Here is a 14,534-nt window from a genome sequence, read left to right as displayed (position 1 = left end):
TTATTGCATCTCCACATTTTCAGGTTGTACAGCAATCTGCTGCACAACATCAACGACTTCTTGAACTGGGATATAGCTATTTGCAATCCACGCCATGCTTGAATTTGAAATATCAAGGAAGCTTTGTGGGAATAGACCAAGCCATACTAGACCAAGAGCACAGATTAAAAGAATCACAACTTCACGCGCATTTAAGTCTTTCAACGGATTTGCGTAATGCTGTTTTTGTTCTTCGTTTGGTGTACCAAACAACGCTTTGTGGATCAGGATTAAACCGTAAAGACCGGCAAATACTAAGCTTACTGCAGCAAGGATTGTATACACAGGGAACTTGTCATAAGAACCCATCAAGATCAGGAATTCACCGATGAAGTTACCTAGACCCGGAATACCTACAAGTGCCGCAACAAAGAACATTAAGAAGAATGAAAGGTATTGGAACTGACCACGAATACCGCCCATCAAACGCATGTCACGTGTATGCAGACGTTCGTAAACCTGACCACACATAATGAACAATGCAGCAGAAGATAGACCGTGAGCCAGCATCATAATCATCAAGCCTTGGAATGTCAGGATGTTACCTGCATACAAAGCAAGAAGTACGAAGCCCATGTGCGAAATAGATGTGTACGCAAGCAGACGTTTCATGTCTGTTTGTTGGAATGCACACCATGCACCGTAGAAAATACCGATTAGACCAAGAATGATCGCGATGTCAGCAAACTGAGCAGATGCTACTGGGAAGAATGGAATAACGAAACGTAAAAGACCATAAGCCGCAGTTTTAATCAAGATACCTGCAAGGTCGACAGAACCCGCTGTAGGTGCTTGTGCATGTGCATCTGGTAACCAGCCGTGTAATGGGAAAACTGGAAGTTTTACCGCAAAACCAATGAACATACAGATCATGAATGCATACGCAAGTGCTGGAGCTTTCGCCTCAACAGTGTGTGCAACACTCATCAAGAAGTCATAGTTAAAGCTGATTTGACCGTGAAGTTGGAAGCCAACAACCACTAGACCCAAGATACCGATCAACATGATCAGACCCGCAACCTGAGTATAGATAAAGAATTTAGTTGCAGCGTAAACGCGTGACTTACCTTCTGCCCCTTTATGACCCCAAAGTGCGATCAAGAAGTAGATTGGTACCAGCATCATCTCCCAGAAGAAGAAGAATAGGAACATGTCAATCGCTAAGAATACACCGATCACACCACCTAAAGACCACAGTAGGTTTAAGTGGAAGAAACCAACGTTCTTTTGAATCTCACCCCATGAACAGCCGACCGCAAGTACACCCAGTAATGCAGTTAAACCTACCATAAGCAGTGAAAGACCATCCACCGCAAGGTGAATATTAATCCCTAAAGTGGTAATCCACGGTAGGTTAAATTGAGCAGCCCACTGTGGAGCTTGTGTACCCAACTCGTAGTTATAAGTACCGCTTTGCCATAAAACGACGGTTAACACCAACGTTAATAGCATACCAATTAAGGCAATATAGCGTGGTAAGTGCTTGTCGAGTTTATCGACAAGCCAGCATACAAAACCTGCAATGAACGGAATAAGGATCAGAGCGGGTAGAATTAAATTGTTTGGAGTTTCCATTTTATTTCCCCACGACCTGAATCACGACCAGGATCAATAGTAATGCAAACGTACCGAATGCCATACTAGATGCGTATTCACGCAATGAACCTGTTTGACGTGAACTTGTAAAGCTATTACCGCCTTTAACAAGTGCAGGCAATACAAGCCATAAGCCGTCAATTGGATCACGACCAAAGATTTTAGCCAGTAGCAAATAAGGCTTAACGAAAACAATGTTGTACAAAGCATCGAAACCAAGTGCATTACGACAGATATTTGCAAGACCCGCGCCCAGTGAAGTTTTCGCGAACGATTTCACTGCACCATAAGCAAATGCAAATAAAACAACACCGACTACAAGACCTGCAAGTGCAATACCAACAGCTGTGTATTCAGCGCTATGCATACCATGTTCTAGCGCTTCTGGAATATTAAACGCTGGGATTTGTGCAGCATTTAAAATATTCGTTACTGGTGCTTTTAATACATAAGCTAAACCAGTTGAAAGCACTGCAAGAATCGCCAATGGCCCCCAGTAAGTAACACCTTTGATTTCGTGGTAAGGCGTGTTTTCTTTACCAAAGAATACAACCCAAATAAGACGGAATGTATAAATTGAAGTTAAGAACGCACCTGCTACACCAGTCCAGTACAAGCAGTCATAAACTGCAATCGCTTGACCTTTCACCCATACCGCACCAAGAATCGCATCTTTCGAGAAGAAGCCGATCGTGATGAATGGAATCGCTGCCAACGCACCACCACCAATCGCGAAACAAGCAAACAAGAATTTGTTTTTGTGGAATAGACCACCCATCTTGAAGATGTTTTGCTCGTGATGGTAAGCCAAAATCACTGCACCAGAAGACAAGAATAATAATGCCTTGAAGAATGCGTGAGTCAGCATGTGGAATAGACCAGCTTGGTAAGCTTCAGCACCTACAGCCATAAACATATAACCCAACTGACTCATAGTTGAGTAAGCAAGAATACGTTTGATGTCTGTTTGTACCAATGCAGCAAAGCCTGCAACTAACAATGTCACCGCACCTGTGATTGAGATGAACATCATCACTTCTGGCGCTTGTTCAAACACGCTGAACATACGGCTACATAGGTAAACACCCGCCGTTACCATTGTTGCTGCGTGGATCAATGCAGATACTGGTGTAGGACCAGCCATCGCATCTGCCAACCATGTTTGTAATGGGATCTGAGCAGATTTACCTGCAGCACCCAAGAACAACATCAATGCAGTCCAAATCGCAATTGAAGAACTCTGAGCCAAAACTGTTGGCGCAGCAGCTACAACTTCTGCAATGTTTAAAGTGCCGAATTGTTGGTAGATCAAGAACAATGCGATCAGTAAGAATACGTCACCCACACGTGTCACAGTGAATGCTTTAATTGCAGCAAAACCGTTTGCAGGTGTTTGGTAGTAGTAACCAATCAATAGGTATGAACATAGACCTACACCTTCCCAACCGAGGAATAACAATGCTAAGTTGTCACCCAACACTAAAAGCAGCATGCTTGCTACGAATAGGTTGAAGTATGAGAAGAAACGTGCAAAGTCTTCTTCGCCACGCATGTACCATGTTGCAAAGATGTGAATTAAGAAACCCACACCTGTAATCATGCCCATCATCAATAATGATAAGCCATCTAAATGAAGCGTGAAGCCCGGTGCTAAGTTACCTGCACTGAACCAAGTCCAAAGATGCTGAGTTGTTGCAACTGAACCATTATTAACAAAGTCGATACCGGCAATTAAAGCAAATAAAGCTGAAAGACCAACTGAACCTGCACCAATAATTGCAGCAACTGATTCAGGAAGATTTTTACGACCTGCCGCCAACAGGATAAAACCAATTAGCGGGAAAAGTACTGTTAAATATAAATAACTCATCCGCGCATCTCACTAGCAGCATCCACATCCAGATGATGGAAGCGATGATAGAACTGAAGGACGATCGCAAGACCGATACAAGCCTCTGCTGCAGCAAGCGTTAAGATCAAGATAAACATCACTTGACCATCTGGCTGTGCCCATGCGCTTCCTGCCAATACGAACGCTAAAGCAGCAGCGTTCATCATGATTTCAAGGCTCATTAAAATAAATAGTAGGTTGCGTCGAACCATCACACCGTAAAAACCCAGTGCAAAAAGAATGGTTGCAACGATCAAACCATGTTCTAAAGGGATGTTGCCCATTATTCTTTGTCCTCTTCTGCACCTGGCTCACGTTTGCCAAGATGGAATGCAGCGACAAGTGCGCCAAGCAATAACATCGCAGCAACTTCAACCAGCAATAAGTACTGAGTAAAGAGTGAAGTACCCACTTCTTTCGGACCGACAACTTGAGCACCCATGACAGTGCCAGCAGTTGTGTAGCCTGACTTCAACATCCAAACAAGGATTAGACCCATCAGGAAGCTCATCAACGCAGGATATGCCCACGCTGAAGAAGTCAGCCATTTGCTTTCTTGTTCAACAGTATTTTGACCAAGATTCAGCATCATCACGACGAATACGAATAGCACCATGATTGCGCCAGCGTAAACGATAATTTCGAGGGCACCGGCAAACGGCGCACCCACGATCATGAAGATACCTGCAACTGCAAGTAAAGAGATAATCAAGCTTAATAAAGCGTGTACTGGGTTCGTGTTAGTTACAACACGAACGGTAGAGACGATGGCCACAAGCGCCATCAAATAAAATGGCCACATCATGGTAATAGACTCCGTACATCAACTGGTGTGCTTTCGCGTTGAGCCTGACCTTTATCTTTACCAGCAACAGCCATACCTGTTACGCGGTAGAAGTTATAGTCTGGGTATTTACCAGGACCTGAGATAAGAAGGTTTTCTTTCTCATATACTAAGTCCTGACGAACATACTCACCTAACTCAAAGTCAGGTGTCATTTGAATCGCAGTCGTAGGACATGCTTCTTCACACATACCGCAGAAAATACAACGTGAGAAGTTGATACGGAAAAATTCCGGATACCAACGACCATCTTCTTTTTCAGCTTTTTGTAGTGAAATACAGCCGACTGGACATGCAACCGCACAAAGGTTACATGCAACGCAGCGCTCTTCACCATCAGGGTCACGCGTTAACACGATACGACCACGGAAACGTGGTGGTACGATGTCTTCCGCTTTAACCTCTGGATATAAAATGGTGTCACGTTTACGTGTCGCGTGTGAGAATACCATCCACAACGAACGTACAATTGACCCAAATCCAGCTAGAAATTTAAACATTTTATTCTCCCTGCTGTCTTAGGCCTGATTCATCAGAATCACAGCACCAGTTACCAGAAGGTTAACCAACGCCAATGGCAAGCAAATTTTCCAACCAAAGTTCATGACTTGGTCATAACGTGGACGCATTAAAGAACCACGAGCCAAGACAAACATCATTACAAAGAATGCTGTTTTAATAATGAACCAGAACGCAGCTGGAATGAATGGAATATCTAGGTTGAAAGGCGCTAACCAACCACCGAAGAATAAAGTCACGATTAATGCAGAGATCAGTACGACGTTGACGTATTCCGCAACGAAGAACATACCCCATTTCATACCGCCGTATTCGACATGGTAACCTTCCGCCAATTCTTGTTCTGCTTCTGGTTGGTCAAATGGATGACGGTGAGTTACCGCAACACCCGCAACCACGAAGATTAAGAAACCTAAGAACTGAGGAATAACAAACCAAACATCACGTTGAGCTTCAACAATTTCACGCATGTTGAATGAGCCTGCAATCGCAACCACACCCATCAGTGAAATACCCAAGAACACTTCATAAGAAATGGTTTGAGCAGCAGAACGTAAACCACCAAGTAATGCGTATTTGTTATTTGATGACCAACCACCGAACAATACTGCGTATACCGCAATACCAGCCATTGCCATAAAGAACAATAGACCGATGCTCATGTCTGAAACACCTAGATAAGGTGAAACAGGAATAACCATGAACGATAGCACCGCAGTTGCCATCGCAACTGCTGGAGCCATACGGAAAGTCAATTTGTCAGCAAATTTTGGTGTCCAGTCTTCTTTGAACATGATTTTCAGCATGTCGGCAACAATCTGGAACATACCGCCCGGACCTACACGGTTCGGACCGTAACGGTCTTGCCACAAGCCGAGTAAACGACGTTCAATAAAAGACATCAACGCAGCGATCAATACCACAACCAGTAAGATCACAATTGCTTGAAGAACTGAATAGGCGATTGGCCAGTTTTCAGCCCACAGCGGCGTTTGACGGATTAATTCTTGTTCCATGAATTACACTCCTACCGCGACTGAAACAGGTTCTGCAAGCGATACTGTAGGTGCTAGACCCACTGGGTAACCGATATAACCTGTAGGTAAGTATTCAATCACTTGAACTGGAAGGACGATTTCAACATCCCCTGCTTTCACAGCGATACGTTGACCATCTTGAACATTTAAGCGTGCTGCATCTTGTTCACCCACAGCAAACATTGCTTCAGGAATACGTGATTCCATCGCAGGTGTTTTCACTGTAAATTCACCAGAAGCGAAGATGTGATGCATCGGTACAAGACGGAAGCTTTCACCATTAACCGCAACAGGTGCAGGTGCAACGAATGTACGTGCTGGACGTTTCGCTAAACGATCAAATAAACGAACGCCTGCATCACCACCTTTTAAGTGACCACCCACGTTGTCTTGGAATTTGTTCCAAGCTTGTGGTGAGTTCCAACCTGCAGACCAAGCAAATGGTACAAGTGAAGCTGGAGTTTGGTTACCTACATAACCTTCCATAGAGAACGTCAACGCAGAGTCTTTATCGACTGGTTGTTTTGGTTCATGAATAGAAAGTGGTGCGCGCATCGCAGTACGACCTGAGTAACGACGTGGTTCACGTGCCACTTTCAGACCATGTACACGGAAGCCAGCATCTGGTGCTACATCTTGAATTGCTTCAAGTGCAGGAACGTTTTTCGCTACTGACTCAATCACGTCATCAAGAACTGTCCAAGAAATCGCTTTGCCTTTCACGCCAGTTTCAATGGCATGTAACCAGCGCCAAGATTCTTTGATCGCAAGTTCTGGTTTGTAGTAGCTTGGGTCATACACTTGGTAGAAACGTTGTGCACGGCCTTCCTGAGAGACAACAGTACCATCACCTTCAGCAAATGAAGCAGCAGAAAGTACGATGTTGGCTTTTTTCACAGTTTCAGTTTCAGAATGATCAAGTACGATCACTTCTTTACCAGAAAGTGCAGCATTCACCTGCGCGGCTGGTAAACGACGATAAAGGTCATTTTCCACCACGATCACGGTATCGTAATCTTGTGCAAATGCTTGTTCTAAACTTTGACCACCAAAGATCGCTAAGCCCATTGAGTTCACTTCAGGAACAGTCAATGTTAAGCCCGCATTACCAAGGTTCTGTGCAACTTGTGCAGCAGCTTCCATGATTGATGCGTCTTGCAAGCTTGTACCAGAGATGATTAATGGTTTTTTCGCAGCTTTTAAAGTGTCAGCAATGGTTTGTGCAAATGCTTTTGCATCGTCATCCAAACCTAAGATCACTTCACCTTTGACAGCAGCTGCGACCGCAAAACCTAAACGTGCAATGTCGTTAGGTGATGCAACAACTTCACCTGTTGCAACATCAGCTAAACGTGTTTGAGTTGCAGCAAGGATGTAAATCGGAGATTTCGCATCTTGAGCAATACGTTGTACAGGCTCAGCCAACCACTCTTGCGTACGGCGCTCTGCAGCCATTTCTTTGGCTTTATTTTTCGCAGCTTGGCGAACAGATAGAGCCATACGTGGTGCAGTTTGAGTTAAGTCTTCACCCAAAATCAACACAGCATCGTAGCTTTCGATTTCACGCATACCTGGGTTATAAACACCTTCGGTTTGCATGATAGAAGCTGCAAGCTCAACAAGTTTTTGCTCTTTTTGAGACATACCTGTTGAGAAGTTGTCTTGACCTACAAGTTCGCGAAGCGCGAAGTTTGATTCAAGTGACGCACGTGGTGAACCGATACCCAATACTTTTTTGCCTTGGATATTTTCAATTACGGTATCCAATGCTTGGTCTACAGAAACTGTAGTCACATTTGCACCAGAGCGGAATTGTGGTTGACGTGGACGATCTTCACGGTTCACATAACCTGTACCGAAACGACCTTTATCGCAAAGGAAGTATTGGTTCACGTCACCGTTAAAGCGGTTTTCTACACGACGTAGTTCGCCATAACGTTCACCCGGAGAGATGTTACAACCTGAAGAACAGCCTTGGCATACGCTTGGCGCATACTGCATGTCCCATTTACGGTTATAGCGTTCAGAGTGAGTTTTATCTGTGAATACACCTGTTGGGCACACTTCAGTCAAGTTACCAGAGAATTCAGATTCTAAAGTACCTGATTCTGGACGACCAAAGTAAACACGCGAAGCGTTTGCATACACACCAAAGTCCGTACCACCTGCATAATCTTTGTAGTAACGCACACAACGGTAGCACGCGATACAACGGTTCATTTCATGAGAAATGAAAGAGCCTAGCTCTTGGTTGTAATGCGTACGTTTTGTGAAGCGGTAACGACGACGGTCATGCTGAGTCATTACAGTCATATCTTGTAAATGACAGTGACCACCCTCTTCACAGACTGGACAGTCGTGTGGGTGGTTGGTCATCAAGAATTCAACAACAGAAGCACGGAAATTTTTTGCTTCGTCATCTTCAATCGAGATGTAGGTATTGTCAGATGCAGGCGTCATACATGACATAACTAAACGACCGCGAGTATCTTCAGGATTCGCGTATTGAGTCACAGCACATTGACGGCAAGAACCGACAGAACCTAAGGATGGATGCCAACAAAAGTATGGGATGTCGATGCCAAGGCTAAGACATGCTTGTAGCAAGTTCTCTGAGCCGTTGACTTCATACGATTTTCCATCGACATGAATTGTAGCCATAGTCGAATTCCTTAAGCTTGTTCTACGTTGCTAGTTTGAGCTGCCGCATTTACGACTTTAGCTTCAAACTCGCCACGGAAATGTTTGAGTGCGCCCATTAACGGTTCCATCGCACCTGGAGCATGCGCACAGAAAGTTTTACCAATCCAAAGCTTACGAGTAAGTTCTTGTAAGTGATCGATATCTTCTTTCTTACCTGTGCCATCTTCCAAGGCTTTAAGCGCTTTAACCGCCCAAGGTAAGCCATCACGGCATGGTGTACACCAACCGCAAGATTCACGCGCAAAGAATTCTTCTAAGTTACGGGTTGCTGAAACCATACATTGAGTTTCATCTACTACCATGAGCAAACACGTACCTAAACGTGAACCTGCTTTCATGATGCTTTCAGCATCCATAGGAAGGTCAATATGTTCAGCAGCAAGAAAGTCTGTAGAAGCCCCACCCGGTAACCATGCTTTGAGTTTTAAACCATCACGCATACCACCCGCATGATCTTCAATCACTTCACGCGCAGTTGTACCAAATGGAAGTTCCCAAAGACCTGGGAATTTTACTTTGCCTGAAGCGCCATAAATTTTAGTACCTGGATCTTTCGACTTACCTTCAGATAAACCGATATACCATTCAGGACCACGAAGCATAATTGCGGGTAAGTTGTTGTAAGTCTCTACGTTGTTAACAATCGTAGGACGACCCCAAGCACCTGCAACTTGTGGGAATGGCGGTTTAGTACGAGGGTTCGCACGGCGACCTTCAAGCGAGTTAATCAATGCAGTTTCTTCACCACAGATATAACGACCCGCACCAGTATGCACGTGTAACTCGAAGTTCCAACCTGTACCTAAGATGTTTTCACCCAAGTAACCTTTGGCACGAATTTGGTCCAATGCTTCATTTAAGTATTGAGCCGCTTCGATGTATTCACCACGGATGAAGATATAACCCTGTGTTGCTTCTAATGTATAAGCAGCAATCAACATACCTTCGATCAACTGATGAGGAAGTTTTTCCATCAACAGACGGTCTTTAAAGGTACCTGGTTCCATTTCATCGGCATTACAGATGAGGTAACGAGGGCCTGAGTTATCATTTGGCGCCATAAGCGACCATTTGATCCCTGCAGGGAAGCCCGCACCACCACGACCTTTTACAGTCGCAGCTTTGATCACTTCAAGCACTTCTTTCGGTTGCATGCCAACAGCTTTCTTAAAACCTGCATAACCTTCAAGTGCTTCGTAATCATCTGCACTGCGAACGTGTTCCTGTTTGCTCAAACGCCAAGTTAATGGGTGAGTTTCTGGGTTACCGTCGCCATAAATTGGTTTTGGTTCAGTATTCATACATACTTCTCCAATAACTGTTTAATTGAAGTCACTTCAACTAGACCGTGAGTGTCTTCGTCAATCATTAACGTCGGACCTTTGTCACAGTTACCTAGGCAGCAAATTGGCAATAAAGTAAAGCGACCATCTGCAGTCGTTTGACCAAATGAAATGCCTAATTCACGCTGGAATGCTTCAGCAAGTGTTTCCGCACCCATCAAGAAACAAGCAATCGAGTCACATAATAAAATTACGTGGCGACCAACTGGTTGACGGTAAATACGGTTATAGAAAGTTGCAACACCTTCTAGGTCTGCAAGGCTCATGCTAAGCAATTGCGCAATAGCATTCATCTGTGCATCATCTACCCAGCCATTACGGCGTTGTACACACTTCAAAGCATCAAGACATGCTGCGCGTGGGTACGGATAGTGACCAATGTGATGTTCGATATCGTGGATTTCTTCCGCAGTTAAAATCCCTTCAACATTCACACGTGGTTTTTTGTCAGTCAAAATCATCATAATGCGATTACCCCTTAGCGATCCACGTCAGCCATTACGACGTCAATTGTCGCTAAATAAATGATTAAGTCAGACATTAAGCTGCCGTTAATCACAGAAGGCATTTGCTGTAAGTGCGTGAAGGTTGGTGTACGGATACGTGTACGATAACTCATCGTTGACTTGTCTGAAGTCAAGTAGTAGTTCGACGCACCTTTTACCACTTCCGCCATTACAGAGCTTTCGCCTGCTGGCATTACAGGACCCCATGACACGCTCAAGAAGTGCGTAATCAATGTTTCGATGTCTTGTAAAGTTTTATCTTTTGGTGGTGGAACAGCCAGTGGATGGTCTGCTTTGTATGCACCAGAAGGCATGTTGTCTAAACATTGCTTGATGATTTTCAGCGATTCTTCAATTTCACGGAAGTGAACAAGAACACGTGCATAAGCATCGCCTTCGTACTCTAAAGGCACATCGAAGTCGTAGTTTTCGTAGCCGCTATAAGGACGGTATTTACGAACATCGAAATCAATACCTGTAGCACGTAGACCAGTACCCGTTACACCCCAAGCCAATGCAGATTTAGCATCATACTGAGCAACATTACGGGTACGACCGATAAATACTGAGTTTTTAAGTGCTGCAGTGTAATACTCGTTCATACGCTTCGGCATCCAATCTAGGATTTCGCGAATGAGGTGCTGCCAGTTGTTTGGCAAGTCGTGCGCTGTACCACCGATACGGAACCATGCTGGGTGCATACGGTAACCCGTGATCGCTTCGATCGCGTCATAGATTTTTTGACGGTCAGCGAACATATAGAATACTGGGGTCATACCGCCGGCATCCTGAATCGCAGTACCAATGAACAATAAGTGGTTATTGATACGGAACAATTCAGACATCATGACACGGATACATTGTGCACGATCAGGAACGGTAATCCCTGCCATTTGCTCTACGCCAAGAACGTAAGGCATGTTTTGCGCACAACCACCTAAGTAGTCAACACGGTCTGTATACGGAATGAATGAGTGCCATGTTTGACGCTCAGCCATTTTTTCCACACCACGGTGGTGATAGCCGATGTCAGGAACACAGTCTTTCACTTCTTCACCGTCCAACTGCAAGATCACACGGAAGGCACCGTGCGCAGATGGATGGTTAGGACCCAAGTTTAGGAACATGAAGTCTTCATCATCGTTCCCACGCTTCATACCCCAATCTTCAGGTACGAAACGAAGATGTTCTTGTTCGTAATCCTGTTTCGCTTGGTTTTGGCGATAAGGCGTGTATTCAGTCGCACGTGCAGAATATTCTTTACGTAACGGGTGACCTTCCCAATATGTTGGCAACAAGATACGACGGAGCATTGGATGCCCTTCGAAGTTGATACCAAACATGTCGTAAGCTTCACGTTCGTACCAGTTGGCATTTGGCCAAATGTTGGTTGCCGTTGGAATGTTCAAATCTGACTCATTCAATGCAACTTTAATACGAATATCACTGTTACGCTCAAGCGATAACAGATGATAGAACACAGTGAAGTCAGATGCAGGCAGACCATCGCGGTGTGTACGTAAACGCTCATCAACCGCAGACAAGTCAAACAGCATCACGTATGGACGTGACACCGTACGCAAGAACATTAAAACGTCTTGTACACGTGCGCGCTCAACCCAGACTGTTGGAAAGTCTTCAAAAGTCGTTTGCACGTAGAAGTTCTCACCAAATTTGGTTTTGAGCTCTTCTACAATTGCAAATGCAGGGCGGGAATCAACTGGAGTTGATTCTGGCATAGCAATGTCAGTTTCAGCCATTGGCTTGGCTTCCTATTTAATACAAATTCAGTCAATCAAAACGACAATTACACCCAGTCCGGGTGTATCAATATTTCGTCGCAGTGATTATTTAATTTCATCCATTGAGCGTAAGTTTTTCACTGCAATACGCTGTGCGTTCTTACGGTCACGTTCTGGCATCATCTTTGGCTTATACACTGGCTTAAGATCATCACCAATCACGGCCGATAAAGGACGGCGCTCAAGTTGAATCTGGTCTTGCAATAACATCAATGCCTGAATTAAAGCTTCAGGACGTGGTGGGCAACCCGGGATATACACATCGACAGGGATGATTTTATCCACACCTTGTACAACTGAATAAATGTCGTACATACCACCAGAGTTTGCACATGCGCCCATTGAGATTACCCATTTAGGCTCAAGCATTTGCTCGTACAAACGTTGAATTACAGGCGCCATTTTCATGAAGCATGTACCTGCAACAATCATCAAGTCAGCCTGACGTGGTGAAGCACGAATAACCTCGGCACCGAAACGTGACAAGTCATGCACGCCTGTTAAAGTCGTTGCATACTCTACGTAGCAGCAAGATGTACCAAAGTTGAACGGCCAAACTGAGTTTTTACGACCCCAGTTTACTGCTGTATGTGCAACATCCTCTAAACGAGTCATGAACACATTTTTATTCACTTCTTCTTCAAGCGGATCGGTGACGATTTGACGCTCTTGAAGTGGATATTGATCAGCATCCGGATTCGCACGGGTTAATGTATATTTCATCCCGTCTTACTCCTTGTCAGATGATGCAGTCGGTGACTTAGATTTCACACGACCAGATGATTGCGCTGGAATTTGACCTGTAGGGTCCATAACCAACTCTTCAATAGAGTTAAAGCGTGTGATTTCTGCGATATCCATATTTGGCGAACCAATTTTAGGTTTAATTCCCGCCGCTTTACGCTTGTCAGAAGGTGACCAATTCAAACCACCAGAAGACAATTCATAAACCAAACCAGCAAGTAAAACTAAAATAAAGACTGCTGCAGCTGCAAAACCAACCCACCCTGTTTCACGAACAGAAGATGCCCATGCATAAAGGTAAAGTGCTTCGATATCGAACACCACGAAGAAGATCGCAACTAAATAGAATTTCGCAGACAAGCGAATACGTGCACCACCAGCACCTACTACACCTGACTCAAACTGCTCTTGCTTAGCACGACCCCATGATTTACCCCCAAGGAGTAAAGGGACGGTCAGCATAAAGACGCAAAGGAATGTAACGCCGATCACGAAGGCAATAATTGCCCAATCGTATGGAGTAATGGCACTCATGCGGGGATAACTCCTGGCAGGCCTATTTATTAACAAAGAATGTATGTATTGGCCTTCAAATACACCAAACACAAAATTAATCCCGCCAATTGTACCTGATTGAGGAGGCTTCTTGCTAGCTTATCGATATTCGTCTTTAGGATGATTTTTTAATCATTTCAGCATTTAAATTGGGTTTACTCCCTTAAATTTAGGATTAATCGTTTAATTAGATTAGATCTTATTTTTTTATTAATTATTACATTTATGCGATTTTAACAGAAAATTATGACTGTTCAGTTTCATGAACAAATCCTTCAACTTTTAGCTCATGTATTAAATTTTCATGGTCGTATCATTTATTAAATAAATTCCATCTTGTTTCAAATTGGTTGCCTGTTTGATTCCATCTATTAGCTTTGATCTTACCCCTAAAATGAAAAACAAGTTGAATTAGCACAAAGAAAAAAGTCTTTTTTTAGCTTCTTGTGACTTTTTTGCAATTCTTTGACACGACCCACAAAGAGTGTGATATTTGTAGTTAAAACACAAAAAGCAATCACAACGGAGAGACAATAATGACTTTAGAATTTACGCATAAACCTGATTATTTTCTATCTGCGCAATTGGTGATTCACCATATTAAAAGCTACTTAGATAAGCATCCTGATGCTCAAAATGCCATTTTTGATTTACGTGATATCTATGAGTTGTTACGACAAGATTTAGCTTCTGCAACAACCAACCTTAACGGGATTATGAATATTGCAGATGAATATAAACTTGAAACTTTAAACGGTGATCAAAAACTTATTAGCAATTATTCTATCGATGCTAAAAACAATTCCTTACTCATCGATTTTAATGCAGATGCTCTTGCCGCATTAAAAAATGGCAAACCTATTATTGAACCCGATGCAACAATTACGGAATAAGTAGAAAACTGATATCAAAAAGCCATTCAAATTGAATGGCTTTTTATACTTATCATTCACTA

Annotated in this window: 13 protein-coding genes; 1 reads left to right on the top strand and 12 read right to left on the bottom strand. The window is 43.6% G+C overall.

The features are described 5' to 3' along the window. From nuoM to ndhC, 12 genes are all read right to left on the bottom strand, one after another. A complete protein-coding gene (gene nuoM, locus G0029_RS03445; RefSeq protein WP_078192291.1) occupies positions 1–1,614 on the bottom strand; it encodes an NADH-quinone oxidoreductase subunit M in 1,614 nt (537 codons plus the stop codon). A 1-nt stretch (position 1,615) separates the two neighbouring features. Continuing rightward, entirely contained in the window at positions 1,616–3,505 is a 1,890-nt protein-coding gene (gene nuoL, locus G0029_RS03440; RefSeq protein WP_180059312.1) for an NADH-quinone oxidoreductase subunit L, read from the bottom strand. Beyond that, positions 3,502–3,810: an NADH-quinone oxidoreductase subunit NuoK gene (nuoK, locus tag G0029_RS03435; protein WP_067665227.1), complete on the bottom strand. Its 309-nt coding sequence runs from the start codon at positions 3,808–3,810 to the stop codon at positions 3,502–3,504. The genes nuoL and nuoK overlap by 4 nt, the downstream gene beginning before the upstream one ends. After that, a complete protein-coding gene (nuoJ, locus tag G0029_RS03430; protein WP_180109772.1) occupies positions 3,810–4,328 on the bottom strand; it encodes an NADH-quinone oxidoreductase subunit J in 519 nt (172 codons plus the stop codon). Before nuoJ ends, nuoK begins: the two co-directional genes overlap by 1 nt. Then, positions 4,328–4,870 carry an NADH-quinone oxidoreductase subunit NuoI gene (nuoI, locus tag G0029_RS03425; protein ID WP_078191099.1) on the bottom strand — a complete coding sequence of 181 codons (543 nt, stop codon included), beginning with the start codon at positions 4,868–4,870 and terminating at the stop codon, positions 4,328–4,330. Before nuoI ends, nuoJ begins: the two co-directional genes overlap by 1 nt. An 18-nt stretch (positions 4,871–4,888) precedes the next feature. Continuing rightward, positions 4,889–5,905 carry an NADH-quinone oxidoreductase subunit NuoH gene (gene nuoH, locus G0029_RS03420; protein WP_078191100.1) on the bottom strand — a complete coding sequence of 339 codons (1,017 nt, stop codon included), beginning with the start codon at positions 5,903–5,905 and terminating at the stop codon, positions 4,889–4,891. Positions 5,906–5,908: 3 nt separating this feature from the next. After that, positions 5,909–8,587 (bottom strand): NADH-quinone oxidoreductase subunit NuoG, encoded by a 2,679-nt coding sequence (gene nuoG / locus G0029_RS03415; RefSeq protein WP_078192292.1) that lies wholly within the window; start codon positions 8,585–8,587, stop codon positions 5,909–5,911. Between the two features lie 11 nt (positions 8,588–8,598). Continuing rightward, the gene (gene nuoF / locus G0029_RS03410; protein ID WP_111884890.1) at positions 8,599–9,930 is read right to left on the bottom strand and encodes an NADH-quinone oxidoreductase subunit NuoF; all 1,332 of its coding nucleotides are present in this window, start codon (positions 9,928–9,930) and stop codon (positions 8,599–8,601) included. Further along, complete coding sequence (nuoE, locus tag G0029_RS03405; protein ID WP_078191103.1) at positions 9,927–10,436, bottom strand: NADH-quinone oxidoreductase subunit NuoE; 510 nt, start codon at positions 10,434–10,436, stop codon at positions 9,927–9,929. The genes nuoF and nuoE overlap by 4 nt, the downstream gene beginning before the upstream one ends. 14 nt (positions 10,437–10,450) lie before the next feature. Next, the gene (gene nuoC / locus G0029_RS03400) at positions 10,451–12,238 is read right to left on the bottom strand and encodes an NADH-quinone oxidoreductase subunit C/D (RefSeq protein WP_180023140.1); all 1,788 of its coding nucleotides are present in this window, start codon (positions 12,236–12,238) and stop codon (positions 10,451–10,453) included. 87 nt (positions 12,239–12,325) lie between these two features. Next, on the bottom strand, positions 12,326–13,003 hold the full coding sequence (locus tag G0029_RS03395) for a NuoB/complex I 20 kDa subunit family protein (protein WP_078191105.1): 678 nt from the start codon (positions 13,001–13,003) through the stop codon (positions 12,326–12,328). Between the two features lie 6 nt (positions 13,004–13,009). After that, positions 13,010–13,558, bottom strand: coding sequence for an NADH-quinone oxidoreductase subunit A (gene ndhC / locus G0029_RS03390; RefSeq protein WP_078192295.1), 549 nt, complete (start codon positions 13,556–13,558; stop codon positions 13,010–13,012). 557 nt (positions 13,559–14,115) lie between these two features. Here ndhC and G0029_RS03385 point away from each other — a divergent pair. Then, positions 14,116–14,472, top strand: coding sequence for a hypothetical protein (locus tag G0029_RS03385; protein ID WP_078192296.1), 357 nt, complete (start codon positions 14,116–14,118; stop codon positions 14,470–14,472). Positions 14,473–14,534: the final 62 nt, after the last annotated feature.

This window comes from Acinetobacter sp. YH12138 (genome assembly GCF_015218525.1).
Classification (GTDB): domain Bacteria; phylum Pseudomonadota; class Gammaproteobacteria; order Pseudomonadales; family Moraxellaceae; genus Acinetobacter; species Acinetobacter amyesii.
The sequence above is the reverse complement of the archived record's forward strand: the minus strand, read 5'-3'. Positions and strand labels throughout refer to the sequence as shown.

What these genes read in the sequence shown, in the direction of transcription:
- nuoM (WP_078192291.1), bottom strand. Translation starts at nt 1,614, where the DNA reads ATGGAAACTCCAAACAATTTAATTCTACCCGCTCTGATCCTTATTCCG.
- nuoL (WP_180059312.1), bottom strand. Translation starts at nt 3,505, where the DNA reads ATGAGTTATTTATATTTAACAGTACTTTTCCCGCTAATTGGTTTTATC.
- nuoK (WP_067665227.1), bottom strand. Translation starts at nt 3,810, where the DNA reads ATGGGCAACATCCCTTTAGAACATGGTTTGATCGTTGCAACCATTCTT.
- nuoJ (WP_180109772.1), bottom strand. Translation starts at nt 4,328, where the DNA reads ATGTGGCCATTTTATTTGATGGCGCTTGTGGCCATCGTCTCTACCGTT.
- nuoI (WP_078191099.1), bottom strand. Translation starts at nt 4,870, where the DNA reads ATGTTTAAATTTCTAGCTGGATTTGGGTCAATTGTACGTTCGTTGTGG.
- nuoH (WP_078191100.1), bottom strand. Translation starts at nt 5,905, where the DNA reads ATGGAACAAGAATTAATCCGTCAAACGCCGCTGTGGGCTGAAAACTGG.
- nuoG (WP_078192292.1), bottom strand. Translation starts at nt 8,587, where the DNA reads ATGGCTACAATTCATGTCGATGGAAAATCGTATGAAGTCAACGGCTCA.
- nuoF (WP_111884890.1), bottom strand. Translation starts at nt 9,930, where the DNA reads ATGAATACTGAACCAAAACCAATTTATGGCGACGGTAACCCAGAAACT.
- nuoE (WP_078191103.1), bottom strand. Translation starts at nt 10,436, where the DNA reads ATGATGATTTTGACTGACAAAAAACCACGTGTGAATGTTGAAGGGATT.
- nuoC (WP_180023140.1), bottom strand. Translation starts at nt 12,238, where the DNA reads ATGGCTGAAACTGACATTGCTATGCCAGAATCAACTCCAGTTGATTCC.
- G0029_RS03395 (WP_078191105.1), bottom strand. Translation starts at nt 13,003, where the DNA reads ATGAAATATACATTAACCCGTGCGAATCCGGATGCTGATCAATATCCA.
- ndhC (WP_078192295.1), bottom strand. Translation starts at nt 13,558, where the DNA reads ATGAGTGCCATTACTCCATACGATTGGGCAATTATTGCCTTCGTGATC.
- G0029_RS03385 (WP_078192296.1), top strand. Translation starts at nt 14,116, where the DNA reads ATGACTTTAGAATTTACGCATAAACCTGATTATTTTCTATCTGCGCAA.